23 protein-coding genes are annotated in these 26,620 nt (G+C 55.0%); 10 read left to right on the top strand and 13 right to left on the bottom strand.

What is annotated here, in order from left to right:
* Nucleotides 1-40 precede the first annotated feature (40 nt).
* The 3 genes from EUZ85_RS02010 to EUZ85_RS02000 are packed head-to-tail and all read right to left on the bottom strand — an operon-like array spanning nt 41 to nt 3,096.
* Nucleotides 41-910: a carbohydrate ABC transporter permease gene (locus tag EUZ85_RS02010; protein ID WP_011400634.1), complete on the bottom strand. Its 870-nt coding sequence runs from the start codon at nt 908-910 to the stop codon at nt 41-43.
* On the bottom strand, nt 907-2,004 hold the full coding sequence (locus EUZ85_RS02005) for an ABC transporter ATP-binding protein (RefSeq protein ID WP_127974287.1): 1,098 nt from the start codon (nt 2,002-2,004) through the stop codon (nt 907-909). Before EUZ85_RS02005 ends, EUZ85_RS02010 begins: the two co-directional genes overlap by 4 nt.
* Nucleotides 2,005-2,007: 3 nt before the next feature.
* Nucleotides 2,008-3,096 (bottom strand): ABC transporter ATP-binding protein, encoded by a 1,089-nt coding sequence (locus EUZ85_RS02000; RefSeq protein ID WP_127974286.1) that lies wholly within the window; start codon nt 3,094-3,096, stop codon nt 2,008-2,010.
* 357 nt (nt 3,097-3,453) lie between these two features.
* Here EUZ85_RS02000 and EUZ85_RS01995 point away from each other — a divergent pair, with 357 nt between their 5' ends.
* A complete protein-coding gene (locus tag EUZ85_RS01995; protein WP_127974285.1) occupies nt 3,454-5,391 on the top strand; it encodes a sigma-54-dependent Fis family transcriptional regulator in 1,938 nt (645 codons plus the stop codon).
* 30 nt (nt 5,392-5,421) lie between these two features.
* Here the strand turns inward: EUZ85_RS01995 and glpK are convergent, their stop codons facing one another.
* The 4 genes from glpK to EUZ85_RS01975 form a co-directional block, all read right to left on the bottom strand.
* Entirely contained in the window at nt 5,422-6,927 is a 1,506-nt protein-coding gene (gene glpK, locus EUZ85_RS01990) for a glycerol kinase GlpK (protein ID WP_164887418.1), read from the bottom strand.
* Nucleotides 6,928-7,080: 153 nt separating this feature from the next.
* Nucleotides 7,081-8,610, bottom strand: a complete 1,530-nt coding sequence (gene glpD, locus EUZ85_RS01985; protein ID WP_127974283.1) for a glycerol-3-phosphate dehydrogenase — start codon at nt 8,608-8,610, stop codon at nt 7,081-7,083.
* Between the two features lie 374 nt (nt 8,611-8,984).
* On the bottom strand, nt 8,985-9,761 hold the full coding sequence (locus tag EUZ85_RS01980; protein ID WP_127974282.1) for a DeoR/GlpR family transcriptional regulator: 777 nt from the start codon (nt 9,759-9,761) through the stop codon (nt 8,985-8,987).
* Between the two features lie 101 nt (nt 9,762-9,862).
* The gene (locus tag EUZ85_RS01975) at nt 9,863-10,666 is read right to left on the bottom strand and encodes a flagellin (RefSeq protein WP_127974281.1); all 804 of its coding nucleotides are present in this window, start codon (nt 10,664-10,666) and stop codon (nt 9,863-9,865) included.
* Between the two features lie 172 nt (nt 10,667-10,838).
* Between EUZ85_RS01975 and EUZ85_RS01970 the strand changes: the two genes are divergently transcribed.
* Nucleotides 10,839-11,291 carry a YaiI/YqxD family protein gene (locus EUZ85_RS01970; RefSeq protein WP_127974280.1) on the top strand — a complete coding sequence of 151 codons (453 nt, stop codon included), beginning with the start codon at nt 10,839-10,841 and terminating at the stop codon, nt 11,289-11,291.
* Between the two features lie 13 nt (nt 11,292-11,304).
* On the opposite strand, the gene trpA is transcribed toward EUZ85_RS01970, so the two are convergent.
* Both trpA and trpB read right to left on the bottom strand, forming a co-directional pair.
* Nucleotides 11,305-12,066, bottom strand: a complete 762-nt coding sequence (trpA, locus tag EUZ85_RS01965) for a tryptophan synthase subunit alpha (protein WP_127974279.1) — start codon at nt 12,064-12,066, stop codon at nt 11,305-11,307.
* Nucleotides 12,056-13,336 (bottom strand): tryptophan synthase subunit beta, encoded by a 1,281-nt coding sequence (gene trpB, locus EUZ85_RS01960; protein ID WP_127974278.1) that lies wholly within the window; start codon nt 13,334-13,336, stop codon nt 12,056-12,058. The genes trpA and trpB overlap by 11 nt, the downstream gene beginning before the upstream one ends.
* A gap of 97 nt (nt 13,337-13,433) precedes the next feature.
* On the opposite strand from trpB, the gene EUZ85_RS01955 reads away from it, so the two are divergent.
* From EUZ85_RS01955 to EUZ85_RS01935, 5 genes are all read left to right on the top strand, one after another.
* The gene (locus EUZ85_RS01955) at nt 13,434-13,913 is read left to right on the top strand and encodes a TetR/AcrR family transcriptional regulator (RefSeq protein WP_127974277.1); all 480 of its coding nucleotides are present in this window, start codon (nt 13,434-13,436) and stop codon (nt 13,911-13,913) included.
* Nucleotides 13,910-15,220, top strand: a complete 1,311-nt coding sequence (locus tag EUZ85_RS01950; protein WP_127974276.1) for an NAD(P)H-binding protein — start codon at nt 13,910-13,912, stop codon at nt 15,218-15,220. Before EUZ85_RS01955 ends, EUZ85_RS01950 begins: the two co-directional genes overlap by 4 nt.
* Nucleotides 15,221-15,235: 15 nt before the next feature.
* Nucleotides 15,236-15,706 (top strand): DUF2269 domain-containing protein, encoded by a 471-nt coding sequence (locus tag EUZ85_RS01945; protein ID WP_127974275.1) that lies wholly within the window; start codon nt 15,236-15,238, stop codon nt 15,704-15,706.
* A 600-nt stretch (nt 15,707-16,306) separates the two neighbouring features.
* Complete coding sequence (locus tag EUZ85_RS01940) at nt 16,307-18,289, top strand: S9 family peptidase (RefSeq protein WP_127974274.1); 1,983 nt, start codon at nt 16,307-16,309, stop codon at nt 18,287-18,289.
* 174 nt (nt 18,290-18,463) lie between these two features.
* Nucleotides 18,464-18,976, top strand: a complete 513-nt coding sequence (locus EUZ85_RS01935) for a M23 family metallopeptidase (RefSeq protein WP_127974273.1) — start codon at nt 18,464-18,466, stop codon at nt 18,974-18,976.
* Nucleotides 18,977-19,049: 73 nt separating this feature from the next.
* On the opposite strand, the gene EUZ85_RS01930 is transcribed toward EUZ85_RS01935, so the two are convergent.
* From EUZ85_RS01930 to EUZ85_RS01920, 3 genes are all read right to left on the bottom strand, one after another.
* Entirely contained in the window at nt 19,050-20,303 is a 1,254-nt protein-coding gene (locus EUZ85_RS01930; protein ID WP_127974272.1) for an OmpP1/FadL family transporter, read from the bottom strand.
* Between the two features lie 350 nt (nt 20,304-20,653).
* A complete protein-coding gene (locus EUZ85_RS01925; protein ID WP_127974271.1) occupies nt 20,654-22,141 on the bottom strand; it encodes a trypsin-like serine protease in 1,488 nt (495 codons plus the stop codon).
* 291 nt (nt 22,142-22,432) lie between these two features.
* A complete protein-coding gene (locus EUZ85_RS01920) occupies nt 22,433-22,978 on the bottom strand; it encodes a DUF1439 domain-containing protein (RefSeq protein WP_127974270.1) in 546 nt (181 codons plus the stop codon).
* Between the two features lie 60 nt (nt 22,979-23,038).
* On the opposite strand from EUZ85_RS01920, the gene EUZ85_RS01915 reads away from it, so the two are divergent.
* Entirely contained in the window at nt 23,039-23,479 is a 441-nt protein-coding gene (locus EUZ85_RS01915) for a GNAT family acetyltransferase (protein ID WP_127974269.1), read from the top strand.
* 93 nt (nt 23,480-23,572) lie between these two features.
* Nucleotides 23,573-24,130 (top strand): DUF1439 domain-containing protein, encoded by a 558-nt coding sequence (locus EUZ85_RS01910; protein ID WP_127974268.1) that lies wholly within the window; start codon nt 23,573-23,575, stop codon nt 24,128-24,130.
* A gap of 27 nt (nt 24,131-24,157) precedes the next feature.
* Here EUZ85_RS01910 and EUZ85_RS01905 read toward each other — a convergent pair whose 3' ends face one another.
* Nucleotides 24,158-25,147: a LysR family transcriptional regulator gene (locus EUZ85_RS01905; RefSeq protein WP_127974267.1), complete on the bottom strand. Its 990-nt coding sequence runs from the start codon at nt 25,145-25,147 to the stop codon at nt 24,158-24,160.
* Nucleotides 25,148-25,325: 178 nt separating this feature from the next.
* Here EUZ85_RS01905 and EUZ85_RS01900 point away from each other — a divergent pair, with 178 nt between their 5' ends.
* Nucleotides 25,326-26,612 carry an efflux RND transporter periplasmic adaptor subunit gene (locus EUZ85_RS01900; protein ID WP_127974266.1) on the top strand — a complete coding sequence of 429 codons (1,287 nt, stop codon included), beginning with the start codon at nt 25,326-25,328 and terminating at the stop codon, nt 26,610-26,612.
* Nucleotides 26,613-26,620: the final 8 nt, after the last annotated feature.

The raw sequence follows: 26,620 nt of genomic DNA, 5'->3' as shown, positions 1-26,620 counted from the left end.
CGCCAGGTTTACGTTTTGTTGACTCATTACCTGCTCCTCATTAACGGTCGTCGCGGCTGATATGCATGATGGTGGTGTAGAACAACCAGCAAACCAGCAGGATGATGAGGAAGTAGATCAGTGAGAACGCCGCCGCAGGTCCCAGGTCAAACTGTCCGACCGCCATTTTGGTCAATGACTGACTCAGGAAGGTGGTGGCGTTGCCGGGGCCGCCGCCGGTCAATACGAACGGCTCGGTGTAGATCATGAAGGAGTCCATGAACCGCAACAGAACGCCAATGATCAGCACATTGGTGAGCTTCGGCAATTGAATGAAGCGGAACACCGCCCAGCGGGAGGCGCGGTCAATGCGCGCAGCCTGGTAATATACTTCGGGAATGGCGCGCAGGCCGGAGTAGCACAGCAACGCAACCAGCGGCGTCCAGTGCCAGACATCCATCAGCAATACCGTCAACCATGCGTCCACCGGGTCGCCAGCATAGTTATAGTCGATACCCATGGCGTTAATACCCCAGCCGAACAGACCGATATCAGCGCGACCGAAAATCTGCCAGATGGTGCCTACCACGTTCCAGGGAATCAACAGTGGCAGGGCGATAAGAATCAGGCTCAGAGAAGCGGCTTTGCCTTTGGTCGGCATCAGTAGCGCCACGCCCACGCCCAATGGGATTTCAATCAACAATACAGCGAAGGAAAACAGGAACTGACGCACCAGCGCGTCATGTAAACGGGCGTCGTTCATCATTTGCTTGAACCATTCGACGCCGACGAAATAAGCTGTGTTCTGGTCAAAAATGTCCTGCACGGAATAGTTGACCACCGTCATCAAGGGAATGATGGCGGAGAAAGCTACAATCAGGAATACCGGTAATACCAGAAACCAGGCCTTATTGTTTTCTACCTTGTTCATTGGTCGCCCTCCAGCAGGAATTCATCCACATAAACCTTGAGCCACTGATCCGGGAAGCTGATGAAAGCGACGCCTTGCGGTACTTTCTGGTCTTCCTGCAGGCGCGCTTTCATTTCCACGCCGCCGAGGTAAAAGGTCATGATTTTGTAGGTGCCCAGATCTTCCACAAACCTGACGTTGACCTGCATGGCTTCGTCGTTGGCTTCATCCCAGACATGGACGAATTCGGGGCGGATGCCGATTTTGATGTTGTTGCTGCGGATCTGTTTCAAACGCTCCATCAGCTTCGGCCGCAGGGGCAGTTCGACACCGCCGAACGTGACGCCGTTTTCCGTCAGCTCCACGCTGACCAGATTCATGCCCGGGCTGCCGATAAAAAATCCGACGAAGGTGTGGTTAGGCGCTTCAAACAGGTCGCGGGGCGTGCCGAACTGTACGATCTGGCCTTCATACATCACCGCGATTTTGTCGGCGAAAGTGGACGCCTCCAACTGGTCGTGGGTGACGTACACCATGGTGATATTGAACTGCTCGTGAATCTGCTTCAGCTTGCGGCGCAGTTTCCACTTCAAGTGCGGGTCGATTACCGTCAGGGGCTCGTCGAACAGGATGGCGGATACATCGTCCCGCACCAGGCCGCGTCCCATGGAGACTTTCTGTTTCTCGTCCGCGGTCAGACCCTTGGCTTTCTTATCCAGCAATGGAGTCAGATCCAGAATGGACGCGATCTCATGAACTTTGCTTTTGACCTTGTGTTCCGGCGTTTTCACGTTGCGCAGTGGAAACGCCAGGTTATCGAACACAGTCATGGTGTCGTAAATCACCGGGAACTGGAAAACCTGAGCGATGTTACGGGCTTCCGGCGGCAGCGTGTTAACGCGTTTGCCGTCGAACAGCACGTCGCCGTCGGAAGGCGCCAGCAGTCCGGAAATAATATTCAACAGGGTGCTCTTGCCGCAGCCGGAAGGGCCTAGCAGCGCGAAAGCGCCCCCTTGCTCCCAGACGTGGTCCATCTTGCGGATGGCGTAGTCGTCGTCGCTTTGGGGGACCGGCGCATAGGAGTGCGCCAACTGAGATAGTCTGATTTCTGCCATGGCTTAAACTCCAACGCGTCTTACCGGCGCTTGCACCAGATGTCCGCTCATATCGAACGCATACAATTTATGAGTGGGGAAATAGATATTGATGCTCTCATCCACGTCGTAAGCGTGTACGCCGGACAGGTGCATCACTAGGCTCATATGGTCGTTGCGAACGTGCAGGAAGGTTTCAGAACCACTGATTTCAGCCAGATCGACATTGACGGATAACTCCAGGTCATCGTCGTTCTGCGGCACCAGCCCAATATGGGAGGCTCTGACGCCGAACTTGTAACGTCCTGGCTTCAGGGTGCGCAAGTCCTGATTCAACGGGAAATGAACAGTTTCGTCGAAGGTGACTTCTTCATCGGTCACCAGGCCTTCAACCACGTTGATAGGCGGCTCGCTGAACATTTCCGCAGTGAGAATATCCTGCGGACGGTGGTAAACTTCCGCGGTCGGACCGTGTTGGAGAACACGCCCTTCATGGATAACTGTCGTCGTGCCGCCCAGAGCCAGGGCTTCGTTGGGCTCAGTGGTGGCGTAGACAGCGATGGTGTTGCGCTCTTTGAACAGCTCGCGCAATTCCTGACGCAGCTCTTCGCGCAGCTTGTAGTCAAGGTTCACCAGCGGCTCGTCAAACAGAACCATATTGGCGTCTTTGACCAGGGCGCGCGCCATCGCCGTACGCTGCTGCTGACCGCCGGAAAGCGCCAGAGGCAGCCGGTCCAGGTAGGGCTCTATATGCAGCATCGACGCCGTCTCACGCACCCGCTCTTTGATTTTCGCTTCGCTCATATTGGCGAGACGCAAAGGAGACGCGATGTTTTCGTAGACGGTCAGGTTGGGATAGTTGATGAACTGCTGGTAGACCATGGAGATATTGCGGTCTTTTACCGGCACGCCGGTAACGTCTACGCCGTTCATGAAGATTTTGCCGCTGCTGGGTTTATCCAACCCCGCCATCAAACGCATGAGGGTGGTTTTACCGGCGAGGGTGCGGCCTAGGAGTACGTTGAAGGAGCCCGGTTTTAATGTGAGGTTCACATCGTTAATCCAGGTTTCGCCGTCAACAATACGACTGACATTTCTAAGCTCAAGGGACATTTTGCTAATCCCACCTTTGTTCTTGTTTGAATATGTTCGTAAATGTTCTTTTGAACAATTTGTTTTTTTCGAGTAGGTATATATACAAACATCGGGCCAACTTTTTTGCAAATCGCCCGCTTGTCGCTGATTGAACAAATTAGATAGATATAACAATGATTTGCAGAGGCGAATGTCGCCGCTGAGAAAGAAAGGTAACGCTTGGACAACAATTTTCCATTTCGAAAAGTGTTGACAACTGTTCACACTTAACAACAATGATTGAACAGGTTGACTGTTTTGTGAACAGTTGAACACTGTCCTGAACACCGATTTGAACACTCATGCGAGCTCACCATTCAGAAAGACGAGGGTCCTATGGACTCAGATGAAAATAAAAACGCATCAGTCTTCGCCGCTGAGGGGACGGCGCGAACTCATAGGGAGTTGATCGAGGATTCCTGGCGTCGCTGTAAAGAGTACGGGCTGACTCATAACAGCGTCCCGCAATACGGCGCTTTGAGAAGAGGCGACGTGTCGGCGCTGTTGGAAGAGCATCAGTTATTGGTGAACACCACGCAGAAAGAGGTGTTGCCTTATTACGACCACATTTTGTCCAACTCCAACTGCTTGATCGTATTGGCGGATCGGCGCGGCCATGTGTTGAACACCTGGGGCGAACAGCGCTTTACGCCGTTGGAGTGCGCGCATGGCCTGGTGGTGGGCAACCGCTGGACGGAGGTTGGGGCGGGCACTAACGCTATTGGCACCGCAATCGCCACGGGCGCGGCGGTGCAGGTAGGCAGGGATGAGCATTTCTTGCGCGCCAATCGTTTCATGGTCGGCTCCGCGGCGCCGATATTCAACACGCAGAAAGAGATGGTGGGAGTGTTAGACATTTCTTCTGACGCCTACCTGCCTCAGGACCATACCCTGGGGATGGTCAAGCTGATGACCCTGAGTGTAGAGAACCGGTTGATTCACAACGCCTTCCAGCGTGAACACCTGTTGATCACCTTCAACACGAATATCGCCGCGTTGGAAAGCCCGTGGTCAGGGTTAGTCGTGATCGATGAAGATGGTCGCATTATTTCCGCCAACCGTCGCGCGGAAGTGATGCTGGCGCATGATCTGGCTCTGGCGAACATCGAAGACATCTTCAATTGCAAGCTGAGGGAACTGCGGCATCATCCAGAGGGAATGCCGATGGAGGTCTCCGCGTTGGGCAAGTACCGCATGCATCTGATGATTAAACGTCCCCCTCAGGCGGCGATAATCGCTCCAGATTATCGTAAGAAGGAAAAGCCTGCGCCGGTAATAGTGGAGGAAGAACTGCCGGACGATGTTATTCCCTTTCATGAACTGGAGCATGGCGATGAACGGGTGGCGCGGATGGCGAAACAGGCCAACCGCATCATGGAAAAAGACATTCCCATTCTGATCCATGGCGAGACCGGTAGCGGTAAAGAAATTTTCGTACGCTCACTGCATTACCACAGTTCCCGCAAGGCGTTTCCGCTGGTGGCGGTGAACTGCGCGGCGATTCCGGCGGAGTTGGTGGAGTCTGAATTGTTTGGATATGAAAAAGGCGCGTTTACTGGCGCCAGCAACAAAGGCTCAATCGGACTGATCCGTAAGGCGCACCGAGGCACATTGTTTTTGGATGAGATCGGTGAAATGCCCCTCAAAGTGCAAGCCCGTCTGCTGCGAGTGTTGCAGGAGCGCCGCGTAACGCCGCTGGGCTCCACAGAAACCTTCCCAGTGGACATCAAGCTCATTTCCGCCACTAACCGTGTACTGAAAGAAGAAGTTAAACGGGGCGCGTTTAGAGAAGACCTGTATTACCGTATTTCCGGTCTTAATCTGGAGTTGCCGCCATTACGGGAGCGTGCGGATAAAGCCAGACTGATCGAGTACGTGCATGGAAGACTGACTCGCAGCGCCGGGGAAACCTATCATCCATTGAGTGCTGACGTGCTCGCCATGCTGGTGGACCACCCCTGGCCGGGCAACGTGCGCCAGTTGATAAGCATTCTAAGCGTGGCGCTGGCGATGGCGGATGGCGATCCGATTGAAGACTGGCACATCCCAGATGATTTTTATGACGACCTCAATGGTCTTGGTCTGGCGGAACCGGACGGAGACAGCCTGAATGAAGATGTCGATGGCTTCGGTGATGGACCGGCGATGCGCAATCCGAAAGAAGAACTGGAAGCGAAAATCGTGAGGTTATATCGAGAATACGGCGGCAACGTCAGCCAGACCGCCAAGGCGGCGGGCGTCAGTCGCAACACCGTGTATAAATACATCCGCTAGGCTGCGCCCGGCGGATGCTGTCGCAGAAAGCTATTTCTTGTGGGCGGCCTTGGCCATATTGCGGACGCCTTCCACGGAGTTGAGCCAGCCTTTGTAGAGGCGGTCGGCGACCGCTTCCTCCATGCTAGGTGGGAACGTCTTTTCGCATTGCCAAAGTTCCTGCACCTCTTCCAGTGAAGAGTAAACGCCAGCTTTCAGACCCGCTAGAAACGCTGCGCCCAGTGCGGTTGTCTCGGTAACGAAGGGACGATCCACACGCACGTCCAGAATATCCGCGAGGAACTGCATGGCCCAGTTGTTCACCACCATGCCGCCGTCTACGCGTAAAGCCGCCAGGCTTTCCACGCCATCCGATTTCATCGCTTCAAGCAAATCGCGAGTCTGATAAGCCACAGACTGCAGGCCCGCCGTGACAATCTCGGCGATGCCGGTATCCCGGGTCAGACCGACGATGGCGCCGCGAGCGTTGGGTTCCCAATAGGGCGCGCCCAGTCCAGTAAAAGCGGGAACCAGATATACGGAATGGTCCGGTCCGACTTGTTGCGCATGTCCCAGACTTTCACCGGCGCTTTTTAACAGACTGATGCCATCGCGTAACCACTGCATGGTGGCGCCGGCCATAAAGATGCTGCCTTCAATGGCGTATGTGGGTTTGCCATTAAGCCGATAGCCGACCGTGGTGAGCAGCTTATTGTTGGACTCCAGAGGGGTTTCGCCAGTGTTCATGATCATGAAACAACCGGTGCCGTAAGTGCTCTTACACATGCCCGGCGTGAAGCAAGCCTGCCCAAACAGGGCCGCCTGCTGGTCGCCAGCGACGCCAGTGATGGGGATTTCCGATCCCAGGAAGTGGTGCTCGGTCACGCCGAAATCGTCAGAGCTGTCTTTCACCACCGGCAGCATGTTGCGGGGCACATTGAGCATATCCAGTAGCTCATCATCCCATTGCTGGCTGTGAATATTGAAAAGGAGTGTACGGGAAGCATTGGTGGCGTCAGTGGCGTGTACAGTCCCGCCAGTCATCTTCCAGATAAGGAAACTGTCGACAGTGCCAAATAGAAGATCGCCGCGCTCCGCCTTTTCCCGCGCGCCTTCCACATTGTCGAGAATCCAGCGAATCTTGGTGCCGGAGAAGTAGGGATCGAGCAGCAGGCCGGTCTTTTCGCGCACCAGGGGCTCGCGACCGTTTTCATACAACTCTGCGCAGAACGCGGAGGTGCGGCGGTCCTGCCAGACGATAGCGTTATAAATGGGTTCGCCAGTGTGGCGATCCCACACTACCGTGGTTTCCCGTTGGTTGGTGATGCCGATGCAGGTGATGTCGCGGCCGGAAATCCCGGCCTCTTTCATAACGGCGCTGCAAACGCGTTTGACGGTATCCCACAAATCATGCGGGTTGTGTTCCACCCAGCCGTCATTCGGAAAATGCTGGGCGAATTCTTGTTGCACGCTGTATGCGGGCAGGCCTTCACGGGTAAACAGAATGGCGCGGCTGCTGGTCGTGCCTTGATCGATTGCTAATATGTACTTGCTCACAGTCGTCGTTCTCATGTTTGGCCACGGCGACGCAAGCCAGTCTGGAACTTAACACCCGGCCGCCGCAGTCTGCTTATTATTGTTCAATACCCTTTCGGTCGCTTGCGTTACTTTCCGTCAGTTCCGTTTATCCGTTCTGTTTTGACCTCCCGCTCATGCGCTCGCTTGCATGGGCTGGTAAGGCTCAGCGGCCCGGGGGCGCTTCCCCGCGAGGTATTCCGCCAGAGCGGCCTGTTGGTCTTCATTCAGGAACAGACCCATCTTGGTGCGGCGCCACAGGATATCGTCAGCGTTCATCGCAAACTCATACTCTAGCAGATAGTCCACCTCTTTTTGGAAAAAGCCTTCCCCGAACTTCTGACCCATATCCGCTCCCGATTGCGCGTCTTTCAGGAACAACTCGCAGCGGCTGCCATAGGTTGTGGCGAAGCGTTTTGCTGTGCGTGCGGTCAGGAACGGATAACGATTCTGTAGCCCCTGGCTGTAGTTGGCCACTGTGCCGGGCAGGTCGCCGCCAGGCAGTACGCTGTCTGCAGTCCAGGGCGCGCCCATTTGTGGATAAAACGGCTTGAGAGTTCTCAGTGCTGACTCCGCCAGTTTGCGATAGGTGGTCAGCTTGCCGCCAAAAATGGAGAGCAGCGGTAGTTCGCCTTCAGTCTCCAGCTCGACGGTGTAATCGCGGGTGATCGCCTGGGCGGAATCGGACTCATCGTCGCACAGAGGGCGTACGCCAGCGTATGTCCAGACGACGTCAGCGGGTGAAATCTGCTTCTTGAAGTGAGCGTTCACTACGTCGCAAAGATAGTCTATTTCTTCGTTTGAAATGGCGACAGTTTCCGGCGCGTCTTTGTGCTCCACATCGGTGGTGCCGACGATGGAGAACTCATCCAGATAGGGGATCACGAACACAATGCGCCCATCTTCGTTCTGTAGGATATAGGCTTCATCTTCGTTATGTAATTTTGGCACCACCATGTGGCTGCCTTTGATCAGGCGAATACCGCGTGGGCTACTGCGGTGCATTTCTTTCGTCAGTAGTGTCTTCACCCAGGGGCCAGCGGCGTTGACCAGCCCTTTGGCTTTCATGGTGTATTCTTCGCCAGTGACTTCGTTGCGCAATTGAACATGCCACAGGCCTTTTTCCTGGGATACGCCCACACACTTGGTCTGCACGAAAACATCTCCGCCCAGCGAACGGAATTGCATCGCGTTCAGCACCACCAGACGCGCATCATCCACCCAGCAGTCGGAATATTCGAAACCTTTGGTGATTTCTTGCTTCAAGGCGGCGCCAGGTTGATTAAAACGAATGAATTTACTGCCTGGAAGGATGTCGCGCTTGCCTAACATGTCATACAGGAAAAGTCCGATGCGAATCATCCAGGCGGGACGCAGGTGAGGGCGATGAGGCAGGCGGAACCGCATGGGTTTCACGATATGGGGCGCCTTGCGGTAGACCGTTTCGCGCTCGTTCAGCGCTTCTTTTACCAAGCGGAACTCATAATGCTCCAGGTAGCGCAGGCCGCCATGAATCAATTTGCTGCTGGCGGAAGAGGTGGCCCATGCGAGATCGCGCATTTCCACCAATGCGGTTTGCAATCCACGGCCCTGGGCGTCTACGGCGACGCCGACGCCATTGATGCCTCCGCCGATCACGAGAAGATCGTAAATTTTCTCACTCATTATTCGGAACCTTTCCATGCGGTTAAAAATTGACTAAAGTTTAAACGAAAGAAAAAAGAAAATAAAAGGAAAATTTACGAATTATTTTGTGACAGTTTCTAAATATTCTCTGCTTTATAGAGCGTCAACTTGAAACTAAATGAAAATAAATTATTAAATTCAGCAAGTTAGCCGTGGCCTGAAAAACAGATGAGGGAATGCTTCGAGAAAGAGAAAACAAAACTTCAGGTCGATTATCGGAAGTGGATTAGTTGCCCTGTAGCGGCGGAATGACGTGATGTGGAGAGAAAAGAAAAAAAACGAAGATAGGTCTGTGAGCGGTAAAAGCAGGGATGGTGAGCGGGCGTTCCCTGGCCCGTTCCCCGATGACGCTGTTAAGGCGTACAGATATGCAGGCGTACGTCGTGGTTCTTCATCATGGTTTCTATGTCTTCACTGGGACGCTGATCGGTGAAGAACATGTTGGCCTGAGTGATGCTGCCAAGGCGCACCATGGCTCTGCGACCGAACTTGGAATGGTCCGCCGCCAGAAACACATGCCGGCTTTGCTGGATAATCGCCTGGGCGACGCGGACTTCGCGGTAGTCGTAATCCAGCAATGCGCCGTCTTCGTCAATGGCGCTGATGCCAATGATGCCGAAGTCCAGGCGAAACTGCTGAACGAAGTCCATGGTGGCTTCACCCACAATGCCGCCGTCACGGGCCCGGACCTCACCAGAGGTGACGATCACGCGAAAGTCCTCTTTTTTACTCATCATACTGGCGACATGCAGATTGTTGGTCACTACCTGCAGGCCTTTGTGATTCATCAACGCTTTGGCGATGGTTTCGGTGGTGGTGCCGATATTGATGAACATACTGCTGTGATCAGGAACATGCAGCGCAATTTCCCTGGCGATGGCTTCCTTTTCCTCCAGGTTACGGATTTGTCGATCCTGATAGGACAGGTTTTCCGTGGACGTAATGGAGGTGGCGCCGCCGTGAAAGCGTTGGATCAGGTTGTAATCCGCCAGCAGATTAAGGTCCCGTCGCAGGGTTTGAGGAGTAACGTCGAAGGCTTCCACTAGTTCGTCTATAGTGGCGACGCCATTCTTTTCGATGAGCTTGAGAATCGCGGTTTGCCGCGCATTTAAAGGCTTGTCAGCGGACATGTTCGTTTTATTTTCGTGCGCAAATGATAAAACGAAATGGTAGTAGAAAATTACCCAGGGCGAAACCAGTAATAGTACTTCCCTTGAAAGGGCGGGAATTCTTATCCAGACAAGAGGTTAAGGACGAATCTCGCTTGTGCGTTAGCCTGGGCGTGGATGGCGATCTGGGCTTGCGTAAGAATTTTTTGGGTCGCCAGGTTGGCGCTTTCTGCGGCGATATCGGTATCCGCGATGCGGCTGCGCGCTTCAGTCGCATTGAGATGTGCGGTTTCCAGTTCGCGTATGCCGGCCTCGAAACGATTTGACAAGGCGCCGAATTGCGCGGCCCGATCAACCGTCGCTTGCAGGCTGTCGTCAATGACGGATACTGCGCTGATGGCGCCCTGCTGGCTGGAAATATCCAGGCTGTCCAAACCGAAGTCGCTCAACTCCTGCACCAGATTACGGCCTTCCAGAACGATCTGTTCTCCACCTTCCGCGCCAGCCTGAAAGCGGTGTTCATCACTCGAATCGAACAGATTGACGCCATTGAAGTTGGACTGCTTCAGCAACTGGCGCGTACTTTCCAGAATCTGTGCGGCCTCCTGCTGTAAGGCGGCGCGGTCACTGTCGTTGTATACCCCGTTGCTGGCTTGCAGGGCGAGCTGGCGGATACGCTGTAGATTTTCGGTCACCTGCCCCAATGAACCTTGAGCTGTCTGGGAGAGAGAAATGCCGTCGCCGGCGTTGCGAATAGCGGTGGAGAAACCACTGATACGGCTGCTGATACGGGTGGCGATGGACAGACCGGCGGGATCGTCAGCCGCGCTGTTAATACGCGAACCGGAACTGATGCGGGCGAAGCTCCGCTGAATTTGCGCGTCGTTCGGCGAAGGTAGCGCCGGGCCGTTAATCGTGACCGCCATGAAGTACCTCTATAATCCATAGCTTTAAGTTATTTTAGATCAATAAATGATCAATTGCGACTGCCTTATATCCTTACGAGCCCCGTCTTTATGCGCACGCAGCTTTCTTTTCCGTTTCTAAGCGGCATCGCTTAGACTCTGTGTTTTAACGTTTTACTGAAGAGAAATAATCATGCGTATATGGGTAGACGCCGATGCATGCCCGAACGTCATCAAAGAGATTCTGTTCCGGGCGGCGGAAAGGGTGAAGGTTCCCTTGATTCTGGTGGCCAATCAGCCGCTTAAGACGCCGCCGTCGCAATATATCCGCAGTTTGCAGGTGGCGCCGGGATTTGACGTGGCGGATAACCATATTGTGCAGCATGTCGAACAGGGCGAGCTGGTGATCACCGCCGACATTCCCCTGGCGGCGGAAGTGATAGACAAAGGCGCCCATGCGTTGAATCCCAGAGGCGAGTTTTACAGTAAGGAAAACATACGCCAGCGCCTGATGATGCGGGACTTCATGGAAACCATGCGCAGCAGCGGCGAGCACACCGGCGGTCCCGCCGCGTTTAATCACGGCGACCGCATGGAGTTCGCCAATCAACTGGATCGTTTTCTGGCGAAGGCGAGTAAGCCATGATTGAGGCGACGGATTACGCCGTCGCCTCACATAGCTCCGCCATACGCTCCGCAGCGGCGTCACTGCCAAGTTTTCCTTGCCATTCGATATAACGGGAACAAACCGCAGCGACTTCCACGCGCCCTCGCAACTGGCGTAAATCCTCTGCGCTGCGTACGCCGAAACCGACTGCAAGAGGCAGATTCGTGTAGCGCCTGAGTCGTGCTATGTAGTCGTCGAACTCGGCGTCCCAACGGGTTTGCGAGCCAGTGACGCCGGTTCGCGCGACAACATACACCATGCCTCGGGCGGCGGCGCTGATGCGTCGCAGGCGCTCGGGGGGCGTGACGGGCGTCACCATCATGATTGGCGCCAAACTAAGCTTATCCAGCAGCGGCAGGTGTGGCTCCAGGGCTTCCACAGGCAGGTCGGGGATGATCAGCCCTTTTACGCCGGCTTCGGCCGCATCGGTGAATAAGCGATCAAGACCGTAACGGTAGAGAGGGTTGAGGTAGCTCATGAACAGAAAGCTCACCTGTGGATGACGTTGTGACACTTGCGCCGCCAACGCCAGCGCCTGTCTAACGCCGCCGCCATTCTTGAGGGCGACATGGCAGGCGTGAGCCAGTGTCGGGCCGTCGGCTACCGGGTCGCTGAATGGAATTTGCAGCTCTATCATTTTCACCCCTGCGGCGACCAATCCGTCAATCGCAGGCAGGTTGGCTTCAAGAGAGGGGTAGCCCACCACAGCATGGGACATGACCAGCAGTTCTTGTGGTTTTTTTTCAGGCAACATCGGTGGTGTTCTCCCCTTGCGTTGTTTGCGTTGTGAAATCCGGCTGGCGAGCCAGCTCGCGTTGCAGGAAGGCGGACCAATCCGGATGCGGGAAAGCGCGCGCGACATTGAAAATGTCTTTGTCTCCGCGTCCGCTCAAATTGATCACCACATGTTCGTTGGGTGACATCTGGGCCGCGCGGCGGAAACCGCCCGCCAAAGCATGGGAGGATTCCAGCGCCGGGATGATGCCTTCGTGGCGCAGTAATGTCTCAAACGCCGTCAGGGCTTCCTCGTCGGTTGCGGAATCTGGCGTCAATCGCCCGCGTTGGGTGAGGTCGGCCAGGATCGGCGATACGCCGACGTAGTCCAGTCCCGCCGCTACGCTGTGCGTGTGTCCAAGTTGTCCGTCGGCGTCTTGTAAGAAGAGCGTTTTGAAGCCCTGGGCGATGCCGTCTTCGCCGGTCCCTTCCTGAAGACGAATGGAGTGCTGGCCTTCCTCGCGGCCGCGTCCGCCGGCTTCGACGCCGATCAATTCGATGTCACTTTGGTCGATATACGGCGCGAACGCGCCCAGGGCGTTACTGCCCCCGCCGACGCAGGCCACGATGCTGTCAGGATTGCGACCGATTTGTGATAGAGCCTGTTGCTGTAGCTCTTTACCGATAATGCTCTGGAAATAAGCCACCAGCTCCGGGAAAGGCGCAGGTCCGCAGGCGGTGCCGAGCACGTAATGGGTGTCTTCAAAACTGGCGGCCCAATCGCGCAATGCCTCGTCCATGGCTTCTTTCAAAGTGCGTGCGCCGGTGGCGACTGGAATGACTTCTGCGCCCAGGCGACGTATCCAGAATACATTGCCGTACTGACGCTCGATGTCGTCCGCTCCCATGTAAATACGGCACTCCAAACCCAAACGAGCGGCCATGATCGCAGTGGCCAGTCCATGCTGACCGGCGCCGGTTTCAGCGATCACCCGACGTTTGCCCATGCGCCGCACCAGAAGGCCTTGGCCCAAAACGTTATTCACTTTGTGGGCGCCGGAATGGTTGAGGTCTTCCCGTTTTAACCAGATTTGCGCGCCGCCAATCGCCTTAGACAGGCGTTCGCAGGGAGTGAGAGGCGTGGGCCTGCCGCTGAATTGCTGCGCCAGGGTCTGATATTCTCGCCAAAAATCAGGATCGTCGCGCAAACTGAAAAATAGTCGTTCCAGCTCCATCAGAGCAGGCGTCAGTATTTCCGGGGCGTAACGGCCGCCGAAGCTGCCGAACATACCGTTGTTGCTGCGGATCATGGCGATTTTCTCCTGTATTATTCGGGCCCATAAGGCATAATGGAAACAGTTAAAATTAAACTAAACTGTTTAGTTAAAATAAAGTGAAATTCTGAGCATGGCAAGAGCATCGAAGCGAGATTTTATTGTTGAGACGGCGACAGGGATTTTTCTGGAGCAGGGCTTCAAGGGGACATCGATCGATATGGTGGTCAATGCCTGCAAAGTATCCAAACCCACGGTATACAACCATTTTCCCGACAAATCCCAGCTTATTGACGCCGTCATTGATGACTGGCTCAGGGCGCAAAAACCGATTATTCCGCAGTGTGATAATGAGTCCGCTCTGTGGTGCGTGCTAAACGAAAGCTGGTGGCGTGATGAAGCTATCGCCATGTATCGCCTGGTTATTGGCGAAGGCTGGCGCTTCGATGAGGCTGCGCAGCATTTTTGGCGCGAATATGACGCCAAATGGCGTGAATATGTAGAAAAATACGGGAAAGAGCGGCACTTATCCTCAGAGGATATCGCCTTGCTGCAGGCCAGGGTCAGCCATGAGCTGTGGACAAGACTCAGTCACGGAGGAGAAGGCTCATGAAAATACTGCTGACCGGTGCAGGCGGGTTTATCGCCAGCGTTGTCCTGGAGAAGCTGTTGGAGCAGGGATGTCAGGTGGTGGCGGTGGCGCGGCGGCGAGCGAATATCCCCGTTTCAGATTCTGTCACCTTCGTTCAGGCGGATCTGCATCACCTTACTCGCATGGAAGATTGGTCCTCTATGCTGCGCGGTGTCGATGCTGTGATTAATTGCGCCGGCATTTTGCGGGAGCCGCGCAAAGGCGACTTCGATCTGGTGCATTTTCAGGCGCCAAAAGCATTGGTGGAAGCCTGTCTGCAGAACGGCGTTGAGCGCTTTGTGCAGGTTTCGGCGTTGGGGACGGAGCAGGACGGCGGTTTTATCACGTCCAAACACAAGTTTGACGATTACCTCATGCGGGCGTTGCCCACCGCAGTGGTGCTGCGGCCTTCGGTCGTGTTATCGGAAAGAGGCTCTTATGGCGGCACTTCTCTGCTGCGGGCCTTGGCGGCTTTGCCTTACCTGCTGTTTATCCCCGGTTCTGGCGATCAGAAAATCCAGCCGATTCTGCTGGAGGATCTGGCGAGCGTTGTAGCGCAGGCTGCCACGCGGACAGAGGATGTACAAAGTCTGGAGCGATCCAGTGGTGTGGCTTATACCGTGGGGCCGGAAGTCATTACATTGCGGGAATATCTCACGCTGATGCGGCGATGGTTGAAGTTTCCCGCTGCGAAACTGGTTTCTGTTCCCTTATCGTTAATCGGGTTGGTGGCCTGGATAGGGCAGCGGCTGGGAGCGGGCCCTCTTAATGATACGGTATGGGGCATGTTGCAGCGGGGTAACTATGCCGAGCCGGGAGCCTATGAACGTTCCTGTGAAAAATTCGACTATGCGCCGCGCTCCGTAAAGGGGTATCTACAAACATCCGCCAGTTTTGTGCAGGACCGCTGGCACGCCAGACTGTACCTGTTGCGGGAGCCCATATGGCTGACGCTGGTCGTGGTGTGGATGCTGTCCGGCGTGGCGGGGATCGGCGCTCAACCCGAGACCTTCTCGCCTATATTGAAGGCGATGGGCTTACCCGAATTCCTATGGCGTCCTATGGTCTGGTTAACCAGCGCAGTTGATCTCGCGCTGGGGGTGTTTTTGCTGAGCCGTCGTCATATGGCGTTGGCGGGACAACTGATGTTGGCGTGCACGTTGGGATATACGCTGGCTTTGGGCCTGCTGGCGCCGGCCGTATGGCTGGAGCCTCTGGGCGGTTTGTTAAAGAATTTGCCGCTGCTGTGCCTGCTGAGCGTATTTCTGGCGGTGGAAAAGCTGCGTTGAGAGAGGCGTTGTCGTATGGAGTGGTATCCCCTGGTCAAACTGATTCATATTCTTTCCTCCACCTTGCTGTTTGGTACGGGGCTGGGGACGGCATTCTACATGTGGCGGGCGGATTGTAGCGGCGATGTGCGGGTTATCGCCGCAGTGGCTCGCAACGTGGTGCTGGCGGACTGGCTGTTTACCACTCCGGCGGTCATTATCCAGCCGTTGACTGGTTTTCTGATGCTGCATTGGCTGAATATTCCATACACCACGCCCTGGATAGGGATAAGTCTGGCGCTGTTCGTCCTGGTGGGAATGTGTTGGCTGCCGGTGGTCTGGCTGCAGATTAAGGTCGCCCGCGGAGCGGAAGCGGCGGTGCGTGATGGGACAGGATTCAATTACCCCCACCGCGCCTATATGCGCATCTGGTATGCGCTGGGTTGGCCGGCGTTTATCGCCGTTATGGGAATTTTTTATCTGATGGTGACCAAACAGGGCTGGTGATAAAGCCCTGGCGCGTTGACATGTGAAAACGTGGAGGTTGCGGTTATCGTTTGGGTAAAAAATACGGAGCCTCCGTATATCGGTCTGATCTTTGCTAAGCTTTTGAAAAGAGTGGAATTATCATTTTACCCCGTTACAATTGCGATGAGGCTGGGGACATCTTCCTATAGTTGAGGATGGCGCGAAGGAACGGTTCCAGCAGTCAGCTTCTTGTTAATAGTGAGGCGAATGGATGCGCCTGCGCGGCGGTTAGCCGCGGGAGACAGGACCTGACATGTGCAGGCTCTGTCGATGCAGACAATATAGCAGGAGGCTATCTGTCTGCCTGGTTAATGAAACATGATGTCGGTCAGATGGGGACGCGAACGGCGACGGCCCGGAGACCGGGGAGGAAGGAAATCTCTCCCTGTGGGATGCGTACGTAATATTGTGACCGCCCACTGAGCAGTGACGAATGAGTTGTTAACGTAGTAATGGATGCGACGACCCGGTCCAGGTTAGAAGTTCGCAGTCTGCGGTTTACGTTCCCTTTGTAGACGGTTGGATATCTCCGACGCGTCTTACCGATGATGTCGTATCACAACAAGAAGGGAATGACTTATGAACATGGATCAGGAGAAGTCAGGCGAACGTCTGGCTTTGAGGAAAGTTGTCGGCGCATTTTTTATCACCGCCATGATATCCGCCCCGACCCTCGCCGCAGATCTCGTCTGCGCTTATGGCGATGGCCAGACTTTTCTCAAATGGAATGAAATCAACGATCCCAGCGTCCGCTATCAGATATATCGGGGAACGCAGCCGTTTCAGGTGGATCAAGCTTCACAGACCGTATTAGTGGGAGACGCCGAGTTGCTCGGCGACGCCGCATTCGCTTCAGGATTGAATAAGCGAAGGTCGGGACGACCGTTCCTCACGCCGTTCTTTCCTATGACCAAAGGCGAAGGCCTGTATGTGCACACGATCAGGCAGGATACCGCCACGGCCTACTACGCCGTATTTCCCAATCGCGGCGGCCAGCGCCTGGAGTCCGTGGAGGAGGTTTCCTTCGGTTGCGCGGTCAGTAATGAACGCGTCGCGAAAACTGCGCCTTTTCTGCAGGAAAACGTAGGGGGCGTACGATACTTTACTCATTGGGGCGCGCACTATGACACCGCCGCGCAGAAGGCCTTCTCCAATACACCCAGCTCTCCATTCACCTTCGGCATTGAAGGCGATCTCAGCAAGACTGGTCAGCCTTTGTTTGTCGGCTTTCACCCGCGTCGGGCGGACCCGACCAAGACCCCTGAATTTGAAGTTAAACCAGGCTCTTTTGATAATCCCGCTGAGGATGAGATTGTCTACTATCCGGAAGACTTCAACACTAACCTTCTAGACGCCTGTGGCGGAGACCAAACTCAACCTTCCTGCGAAAGAGGGCCGGTGGAGTTCGTGAATGACTTCTGGTACGGCTATCCTGATCGCCTGGGCATTCGTAACTGCAGTGCGCAAGAGCTGCCCCGTAATAGCAACGGACAAGTGATTATCCGTGATTACAGTCGGCAGCGGGTGTTGCATATTATTGGCTGGCTGAAGGGGTTATTGATCAAGACTGACGGGGAACTGAAGCCAGTCATTGACCCTAACAGAGTGTACGCCGGCGGCTATTCCATGGGCGGCATTGGGGCTCTGTTTACGGCGGTGGCGTCGCCGGAAGTCTTTGCGGCGGTCATGGCCAGCGCGCCTAAATTCAATTTCGCCGCGTCATATAGTGAGCAGTCCGACCAATGGGATATTGGGGAAACCGAACGCTGCTACGGCGATCACTTATGGGGGGATATGCCTTCCAGTACGGTATTCGTGGACCCGGACGGGTTATGGATTTACGACCGTCTGAACCTGAATTATCTGGTGGACCATGCCCGCGCCGACTTACCGATTATGTATGTCATCAATGGTAAGAACGACAATGTCGTCAGTTGGGATGAAAAGCCGGAGTTCTACCAGACGATGGAAGCCAATAAGCAGTTGGGCTATTTCTTTTGGGACCAGCGCGTCAAAAGCGGTAAAACCCATACGCCTGTGGGCGGCGAGTGGGACCCCATGATCGACTTTTCCACGATTTACGCTTATCGCAAGAACCAGAGTTACCCGGTGTTCACCAATGTACAGGGCGCGGATAATCCAGGCTCCGGCTCACCGATGGACGGTGACGCAGTGGGTGTTCTTAATGGGTATTTGACATGGGACACGCATACAATTGTCGACACGCCAGTGCGCTTTCGCATGACGTTGAAGCTACGCAGCCTGCGCAAGTGCGTTCGCTTTAACCCGGAGCGGGAGTGCCTGCAGATGGGCAGGGCGAACGCCCCTTCCAGCATTGTGACGGCGGATGTCAGCTTACGTGGTTTGCAGAGTTTTGAGGCGGAGCCGAAGGGCGTTTATCTGTATAAAGCGACCAATCCGGACAACCCGTCAGAGATTTACCAGAGCGGGTTGGCGAAAGCCGATCCTAATGGTTTGATTACAATCGAAGGGCTGCAGATCCGCGACGCTGGCGTCGCCCTGTTTCTCGGTAAGGCTGATGACGGCAGTAGGCGTCCTTAGCCATTAGTCTCCTTATCGTTTTGACGCCGCCGCATTATGGCGGCGTTAATTCTCCTGTCGCCCATCTCTGGTTGCGCAGCGTCCGAGGACTTTGTAAGGTCGGCGCTTTAATCTCTTTATCGCGGACTGTCTTATCGCCAGTGCGACGATTGAAATCAAAGCTGGGATAGACCTGTGAAAAAGAAACGTGCGCTGTTTGTCTTATTGGGAATATTTATCGCTTGGGCTGTGGCTCCAGAGGCTCCGACCATACCGGTGCAGGGGGCGACCAGTAAAGACTGGAACTCCAATACATTCTGGTATGAGCCTTGGGGAAAATCCGGGGTGCACAAGGGGATAGATATCCTCGCAGACGCAGGAACGCCAGTGGTGTCTCCGACCTATGGGGTCGTAGTGTTTCGCGGTGAACTGGGCATAGGCGGTAAAGTCGTGGCGGTGCTGGGTCCGAAATGGCGCGTACACTACTTCGCGCATCTCAAGGATCAGGCGGTATACCCCGGCTATCTGGTGCGGACGGGAACGCCGATTGGAACCGTGGGAGATACCGGCAATGCCAGGGGCAAGCCGCCGCACCTGCATTATTCAGCTTTGACATTGCTTCCTTACCCATGGCGAGCGGACGACGCCACTCAAGGCTGGAAGAAAATGTTCTTCCTCGATCCCAATGAAGTATTGGAGGTGAAGTAAGGCGGTCGCCCACGAGAGAGGAAAGAGAGAAAGAGGTAAAGCGCCTGTGAGACAGGCGCTTTGAAGGAAGGGATTACAATACCCAGTTCAACTGTACGGAGTACAGGTTGGCGTCGCCTTCGGAGGAGCCGTTGAACTCACCTAAAGTGGACTCTTCAGACAGGTAAACCTTGTCGCCGTTCAGATGGGTATAACCTGCGTCTACGCTCAGATTAGCATTAACTCTGTAGGTCGCTCCGATGCTGTACCACATACGGTCTGCATCAGGGATGCTCAGGCTGCGATTCTCTTCCGCCACAGGCGTTTCGTCGAGGGCCAGACCTGCTCTCAACGTCAGGTTGCTATCGACATCATAAGTTGCGCCGAGGGCATAGCGGATGGAATCGTCCCAGTTTTCTTCTTTCAGTACCTTGTCAACACCGCTGTTCAGTTTGACTTCCAGGTTATCGAAGTTTTCCCAGCCCATGTAAGTGACGCTGGCGTGAACGGCGAACTGGTCGTTTATACGCTGGAAAAGAGACAGCTCAGTAATGTCGGGCAAATCTACAGTTAACGAACCGCTGTCGTTAAATGCGAGGATTGTGTCGGACTTAATGTCACCTTCCAGTTTGATAGACAACTTGGAGCGATACGCCAGGCCCAAGCGGGTATTCTGGCTGAGGTTCCAAAGTACGCCTGCATTCCAGCCCCAAGCATCGCCGTCGCCGGAAAGGTCTACGTTTTTGGCTCGAGCCAATCCAGGAACCCCATCAGGAACAGTAGATAAAAGCTCCGCCTCGGCTCTTACGTAGTTAATACCAAAGCCCAGGCTGAATTGGTCGCTCAGCTTGTAAGCGATGCTGGGATTGATATTGACGGTAGTGATGCTGGTTTTATTGGCGATATCGCTAGCGCCAAAACCGTCGCCGTAATCAGTCTCCAATCCAAAATTTGAGAATGCGCCGATACCGACAGTTACTTGATCATTAAGAGGGTGAACGAAATAAACTGCAGGGACTAAAGCGCTAGGCGCTGCACTGTCCTTGCCTGCATCGCGAGAGGGTAGAGGGAATGCTGTGAAGCTTCTTTCACCATCAACCTCAACGTTAGGATCGATATAACTCAATGCGCCGCTGAATGTGGTTTTTTCGATCAGCGACATTGCCGCCGGGTTGGCCGCCAGCACACTGGCGTCATCGGCGATTGCTGCTTCGCCGGCGTATGCCCGGCCCATACCTGACGCGCTGTGCTCCACAAGTTGGAAACCTGCCGCCAGGGCGGAATTACTCAGCGCCAGCGCTGCGCCAGTCACTAGAGATCTAACTACTTTATCTTGAAAGTGCTTCATCAATTTCCACGCTTTTTTTAGATTTTTTACGATGTCGTGTAACGGGCGATTTACCCGTCTCTTGAAAAGAGAGGATACAGGGTAGGCGTGAGGCCCGCTTCCGCCAATTGGCGTAAATTACCGTGACTGTTTGTTTTTTAGGCGTTCTGCCCGAGAGGGCGCGTGGTTGCTGGGTTTTGCTAAAACATTAATTTTGTTAATTTTTATTAACTACGCCTTTTGAACTACCTGAAACGTGGCGACGCAGGGGCGGACGGTTGTTTTCCTCCTGCAAACTTGGGTATCGGAACAGGGCGTTAACATGAGGGATGGAGGTGAAAAGGCGGCGCTTGGGCGCCGCCTGAGAGAGTTTATTGAGAAGTCCACTCCAGTGTGACGCCGCTGAAGTCAGTGTAACCACGCAGGCTCATGAACCATTCGCCAGCTGAAGGGTTAGGAATGACGCAGGACTCGTTGTTGCCGTCTTTATAGGGACGACACTGGAAACGACTGCCGCTGGGCTGTCTGCCCTTGCGCACGTACAAGTCCGCGTCGCCGCTGCCGCCGGACATCTTAACGGTCAGTGTGGATACGCCTTCTGGAATGACGTCGCTGAAATGCAGCCATTCGCCAGAACCGCCGCTCAGGCCACTTTCAACGCCATTGCCTTCGCTGCCGTCTCCATTGTCGCCGCCGTCATCACCGCCGCCGCTGTATGAACCAGTCAGGCTCAGCCCGCTGTAGGCGCTGTAGCCCTGCAACATGACGTAGTATTTGCCGGGCTTAACAGGCAGGTCAGAGCAGGTTTCATCATTGCCGTTTTTGTAGGGACGGCAGTCATAGCTGGAGGAAGTCGGCTTCGCGCCCGCCTTCACATACAGGTCCGCGTCGCCGGAGCCGCCTGCAATCTTGAAGGAAATGTCGCTGGCGCCGGTGGGCACATCCAGCACATAGTATTTCGAGCTGCCGGCGGAACCGCTCAGGTCAGTCAGGGCTTTGCCGTTGCTCAGACTGGTGGCGTCGCCGTTATCGCCGCCGTCGTCTCCACCGTCATCCCCGCCAGTATGAGAGTTGATCCAGCTGGCGAAGCTGGGGACCGCTGTATAGACGCCATATTTGTTCGGTCGCGCACAACCGTCGCCCCAGCTGACAACGCCCAATTGCCGGAATTCTCCGGCCTGGTTGATAAACAAGGGGCCGCCGGAGTCGCCCTGACAGGAGTCTTTGCCGCCCTGCTTGAGGCCTGCGCAGACGTTATGATCATGAATATTGCTGCTGCCGTAGGCGCTGCGACATTCATCCAGAGACACGACCGGCACGTCTACTTTCTGCAGGGCGTTGGGAGAATTGCCGCCTTCGGACGTATCCCCCCAGCCGATGACTGTGGTCGTGAGGCCGTCATAGATGTCGTTGGGCGCTCCCAAGGTGATGCGGGTGTATTTCTCGTCGATTTTTTGCGCGACTTTCAGCAGCGCAATATCGTTTTGCATGGTGTTGGAGTTATAGCCTGGGTGGTTGATGACTTCCGTCACCTGAATGACCTGGGCGTCGCTCATGTCGTTCTGACGGTGCAGACCAACAACCGCCTTGAAGCTGCTGGCGGAGCGTCCGGATGTACAGTGTGCGGCGGTGAGCACATAGTAGTCGCTGACTACGGATGCGCCGCACCATTGTCCGCCGTTGTACTGCAGGTACACCATGAACGGGAATTCGCCTTCAGACGCTTCTTCTCCGCCCACGATTTTTGCGGTAATGCTACGGTAGGATTCAATATTGTCGGGACCGCTGGCGTAGACATTGGCGGCGAACGTCAGTCCGGTCATCATCCCTACAAGCAGGGGTTTTTTGCACAGTTTCATTGTCGATTCCATTGCATGAGATTGTTTTATTTAAAGAGAGCTTTTTCTTGGTTGTACTGATTGCTCCCCGTCGGCTGTGCACCAAGGCGAGAGGGGACTGCGCTCCCGCTGCTCCTTTATATTTATTGGTGTTCAGATAATAAACCATACATCCACCTCTGCATGCCTTCAATTCGGTCGAATGTCTTAGGTTCAGGGGTCTATGTCAGGGTCTTATCGGCTTGGCCTGCAAATCAATATAGCGGTGAATTTGAGACTATGTATCACCTGTATAGACTAGGCGCCGCTGACTCAGGTCTCGTAGTTTTGTCGTGAGGCGCGAAAACGCACGCGCAGCTTGCCGCGACGCACCTCGACGTTCTTCACCAGGGCGCGCGCCAGTCGGTGGCGCAGGCTGTCCATGCGGAACTGGAAAACAGGAGCGCCGGCGACATAACGGGATAGCGCAATACGCACGGCGGCGCGGGCCGGTTTGAGGTAGCGGCCGGGGATGGGATGTAGTTGTAGATCGGTGATTTGCGGGTCGAAGAGATAAAATGCGCCTTCCTGCGGCGAGTAGGAGAGAACGCCCTCCATCTCCACGACTCCAGTGGAGATAAAGCCGCCGGGAAGCAGCAACTCCACCCTTGCTCCGACGGCGATGCGATTGCGGGTGTCGTCCAGGCGCACCCAGGGATCATGCAGCCTGACTCCTAACAGGTATTTTCTGGTTTCAATTGGGAAGTGCGCGGTGAGATAGCGCTGCAGATCCACCTCGGTCAGGGCCAGCCTGTAAGCCAGCGCTCTGACGATGCTGCGACTGATTTTATAAGTCCACGCGAGCCTTAAGTTTTGCATACCGCTGCTGATTATGTTGTTTTAAGCGCCATGTTCAATTCCTGGCGGAGACGTTTGGTCATGGTAACCAGTAATGAGTCTGAACTGATAATAAGAACTTTCCAGTGGAAAGACGAACACGAGGTCGTCGTTTTGTGGGAAAAGTGCGGCTTGGTGCGTCCCTGGAACGATCCGCGCAAAGACATTCACCGTAAACTCGAGGTCGGCGCCGATTTGTTCCTAGTGGGAGAGTGGCGTGGACGTCCGGTGGCGACTGTGATGGGCGGTTATGAGGGACATCGCGGCTGGGTGAACTACTTGGCGGTGGACCCTCAATATCAGGGTTCGGGCTGGGGGCGCGCATTGATGGATGCGCTGCAGAAGCGTTTGCTGGCGTTGGGGTGTCCGAAAATAAACTTACAGATTCGTAAGGATAATCTGGCCGCCATCGGGTTTTATACTGCTTTGGGCTATTTGGAGGATCAGTCCATCAGTATGGGCAAGCGTTTGATCCCGGACTGATTCTTCTCCCTGCGGATGACGCGGATATACGCTATTGCCCCCCGCGTCGGCATATTGCAGGATGGACGACAAAGAACTCTGGAAATAATCCACATGAAAAAACTGTTTTTACCGATTTTGGTTTTGATGTCTCTGTTGAGCGGTTGTGCGGCGTTATCGCCTTTCAGCATCAGCGAGGCCACACTGGAGAGTTACATGCAGGAGCAGGTGAGTCGCTATGACCGCCAGCAACTGGAATCCGGGTCGCCATTGTCATTGGCGCTGGATAAAGTGGATGTCACTCTGGGGCCGGAAGGTCGTGATGTTGCAGTGTTGGAGCTGAACGGAGAAGTCGCGGTCAACGCGCTGATGGCGAAACTGCCGGTTGGCGTTTTCCTGAAAGTAGAAGGCGCGCCCTATTACAACAGCCAGGAGAAAGCGGTGTATATCCGTCGCCTGCGCTTGCTGGACAGCCGTATTGACTCCCCTTACTTCAAGGGCGATTTCAAGCCCGTGACGGACAACGCCATGCGCTTCCTGGCGCAAATGCTGGAAACCATGCCAGTGTACCGCCTGGATGACGCCAATCTGGCGGGACAGTTCATGTCTCTGACCAATATGGATTTGAAAGTGGCGCCGGGCAAACTGGTGTTTGTGCCTTCCGATAAGTAACGCTTATTGGACTGGCCGCCTGCGCGGTCAGTCCATAATCGCTTTTCTCTCTTCTTCTTTTTCATCTTCCCATTGATGTAAGTGACACACCTGCGGACAACAGCTTGGCAGGTATTTAAGCCACTCGGCGATAGTGAAAAACTTGATCTTCTCTCTCAGCCACAGCACGCCGGGATCACGGTCATGGCGGGCGTGCCAGATCATGGACACGGGGGTGGGGCGTATTTCCAGAGGCGGCTTGGTGACATGCAGCGAACCGCATTTGGCGCCTTTGGCGATCACCATATTGGGAACGATGGAAATCAGGTCGCTGCCTTCCAGCAGCGCCGGCACGGAGGCGAAATGATTCACCGTCATCGCCACGCGACGACTCAATCCCTGCTGACTGAGAGTGATGTCAACGAAACCGGTGGCTTCTCCAGTTAAAGACACCAGTAGATGATCCGCCTTGAGATATTTCTCCAGCGTCAGCGGTTCCGCAGCCAATGGATGGTCTTTACGCATGGCGCACACATAATCGCTTTCAAACAGAAAATCATTGCGGAACGAAGTACGAAACTCCTGCATCACGCCCACGATAAGGTCCACCTCGCCATTTGTCAGGATGCTTTCCGAGTTATTGCCGTTGGCGGGGACCGCATGCAGGTCGATGTTTGGCGCTTCGGTCTCCACCATTCTGCGCATGGGCAGCCAGATCAGGTCCGTCGTGATATCGCTCATGCCTACGCGGAAGCGTCTGCGGGTTGACGACGGGTCGAAGTCTTGTGGATTGACGGCGTCTTTCAGTTGAATCAATGGGCCGCTCACCTGATGCCATAGGCTGAGCGCGTGGGTGGTGGGCTGGATGCCGCGCCCGTTTTTCACGAACAAGGGATCGTTCCAGACCTGACGCATACGCGCCACCGCATTGGACACCGCCGGCTGGGTCATGGAAAGCCGCTCCGCCGCGCCGCTAATGGAGTTCTCGGTCATGATGGCGTCGAAAATAACGAGCAAATTCAGATCTATATTACGCATATCGAGCCTTCATATAAAAATTAATGATGTGTCGAATATCAAATATAAATTAGACGATATCAATGATTGCGAACAGAATGCAAGCATCGCAAAAAACCTGAGGCGCTAACGGAGCTACTGACAGCAGGTTGTCAGTAGAGGCCGGTTATTGTGCGCCTGTCAGTCAAAGGAGCTTGTCATGAAATTTTCCAGATCTCTCATTCTATACGGAGCGGCAGTGTCGGCGGCAGTCCTGTTGAGCGCCTGTCAGCCCGCTGAACCACCCCAACAGCAAGGTCATGCGATGGCGCCGCCAGCGGTGGACGTCGCAACTGTGCTGAGCGAGCCCGTTACGGAATGGGACGAATTCACCGGTCGCCTGGAGGCGACGCAAACCGTTGAGTTGCGCCCGCGGGTGTCAGGTTACATCGATAAGGTGACCTTCGAAGAAGGCGCGCAAGTCAACAAAGGCGATCTGCTGTTTGAAATCGATCCTCGCTCTTTTCAGGCGGAAGTGAACCGCTTGAACGCGGAACTGGCCAGCGCCGAAGCGCGTCTGGACCTTGCCGAGCGCGATATGAAGCGGGCGCAAAGTCTGAAGAAGCAAAACGCCATTTCGGTGGAGCAGGTAGACAGCCGTGAGAGCCAGTTGAGTCAGGCCCGCGCGCAGGTGCAGTCCACGCGAGCGGCTCTGGAGTCTGCCAAACTGAGCCTGAGCTTCACCAAAGTGACGGCGCCGATTGCCGGTCGCGTTTCCCGCGCCGTGATTACAGAAGGCAACTACGTGCAGGCTGGTCAGAGTCTGCTGACCACGCTGGTGTCTACAGACAAGGTCTACGCCTATTTTGACGCCGATGAACGCACCTATCTGAAATACCGTGACCAGGTAGCCCGGGGCGACCGTCCCAGCGCTCGCGACGGCGATAATCCTGCCTTGATGAGTCTGGCTGATGAGCAGGACTATGCGCATACCGGCTACATCGACTTCCTGGATAACCGGGTGAATCCGGAGACAGGAACTATTCGTGGTCGGGCGGTATTCGATAACCAGAACGATGAGTTCACTCCCGGCCTGTTCGCCCGCGTCAGAATTATCGCCAGCGGCCGTCATGAAGGCATCTTGATCAACGACCGCGCCATCAACACGGATTTGAGCAACAAGTTCGTGCTGGTGCTCGGTGAAGATAACAAGGTGACTTACCGTCCCGTAGAGCTGGGTCCGAAAGTGGACGGCTTGCGTCTAATCCGCAAGGGGCTGCAGTCCGGCGAGAAAATCGTGGTGAATGGTCTGCAACGGGTGCGTCCTGGCGCTGAAGTGACGCCGCAGGAAACCGCTATGGCGGAGCCCGCCGCGCTGGAGCGTTTCTATGCGCAACAACGGATCGTGGAAAAGTATTTGACGGAGCAGGCCCGTCTGGAGGCGGCGCAAGCGGCCGCACCAGCCAAGGCCTCTCCCAACGCCGCATTGGAACAGCCTCGCGGCTAAAGGTAAGC

The sequence above is a fragment of the Hahella sp. KA22 genome (assembly GCF_004135205.1).
Classification (GTDB): Bacteria; Pseudomonadota; Gammaproteobacteria; order Pseudomonadales; family Oleiphilaceae; genus Hahella.
The sequence above is the reverse complement of the archived record's forward strand: the minus strand, read 5'-3'. Positions and strand labels throughout refer to the sequence as shown.

Bases quoted from the DNA above. Each gene is read 5' to 3' on its own strand.
- EUZ85_RS01950 (WP_127974276.1), top strand. From the start codon at position 13,910: ATGAAAATACTGCTGACCGGTGCAGGCGGGTTTATCGCCAGCGTTGTC.
- EUZ85_RS01955 (WP_127974277.1), top strand. From the start codon at position 13,434: ATGGCAAGAGCATCGAAGCGAGATTTTATTGTTGAGACGGCGACAGGG.
- trpB (WP_127974278.1), bottom strand. From the start codon at position 13,336: ATGATCCGCAGCAACAACGGTATGTTCGGCAGCTTCGGCGGCCGTTAC.
- EUZ85_RS01945 (WP_127974275.1), top strand. From the start codon at position 15,236: ATGGAGTGGTATCCCCTGGTCAAACTGATTCATATTCTTTCCTCCACC.
- EUZ85_RS01975 (WP_127974281.1), bottom strand. From the start codon at position 10,666: ATGGCGGTCACGATTAACGGCCCGGCGCTACCTTCGCCGAACGACGCG.
- EUZ85_RS02000 (WP_127974286.1), bottom strand. From the start codon at position 3,096: ATGTCCCTTGAGCTTAGAAATGTCAGTCGTATTGTTGACGGCGAAACC.
- EUZ85_RS01940 (WP_127974274.1), top strand. From the start codon at position 16,307: ATGAACATGGATCAGGAGAAGTCAGGCGAACGTCTGGCTTTGAGGAAA.
- trpA (WP_127974279.1), bottom strand. From the start codon at position 12,066: ATGTTGCCTGAAAAAAAACCACAAGAACTGCTGGTCATGTCCCATGCT.
- EUZ85_RS01980 (WP_127974282.1), bottom strand. From the start codon at position 9,761: ATGTCCGCTGACAAGCCTTTAAATGCGCGGCAAACCGCGATTCTCAAG.
- glpD (WP_127974283.1), bottom strand. From the start codon at position 8,610: ATGAGTGAGAAAATTTACGATCTTCTCGTGATCGGCGGAGGCATCAAT.
- EUZ85_RS02005 (WP_127974287.1), bottom strand. From the start codon at position 2,004: ATGGCAGAAATCAGACTATCTCAGTTGGCGCACTCCTATGCGCCGGTC.
- EUZ85_RS01920 (WP_127974270.1), bottom strand. From the start codon at position 22,978: ATGCAAAACTTAAGGCTCGCGTGGACTTATAAAATCAGTCGCAGCATC.
- EUZ85_RS01910 (WP_127974268.1), top strand. From the start codon at position 23,573: ATGAAAAAACTGTTTTTACCGATTTTGGTTTTGATGTCTCTGTTGAGC.
- EUZ85_RS01925 (WP_127974271.1), bottom strand. From the start codon at position 22,141: ATGAAACTGTGCAAAAAACCCCTGCTTGTAGGGATGATGACCGGACTG.
- EUZ85_RS01930 (WP_127974272.1), bottom strand. From the start codon at position 20,303: ATGAAGCACTTTCAAGATAAAGTAGTTAGATCTCTAGTGACTGGCGCA.
- EUZ85_RS01970 (WP_127974280.1), top strand. From the start codon at position 10,839: ATGCGTATATGGGTAGACGCCGATGCATGCCCGAACGTCATCAAAGAG.
- EUZ85_RS02010 (WP_011400634.1), bottom strand. From the start codon at position 910: ATGAACAAGGTAGAAAACAATAAGGCCTGGTTTCTGGTATTACCGGTA.
- EUZ85_RS01900 (WP_127974266.1), top strand. From the start codon at position 25,326: ATGAAATTTTCCAGATCTCTCATTCTATACGGAGCGGCAGTGTCGGCG.
- EUZ85_RS01995 (WP_127974285.1), top strand. From the start codon at position 3,454: ATGGACTCAGATGAAAATAAAAACGCATCAGTCTTCGCCGCTGAGGGG.
- EUZ85_RS01915 (WP_127974269.1), top strand. From the start codon at position 23,039: ATGGTAACCAGTAATGAGTCTGAACTGATAATAAGAACTTTCCAGTGG.
- EUZ85_RS01905 (WP_127974267.1), bottom strand. From the start codon at position 25,147: ATGCGTAATATAGATCTGAATTTGCTCGTTATTTTCGACGCCATCATG.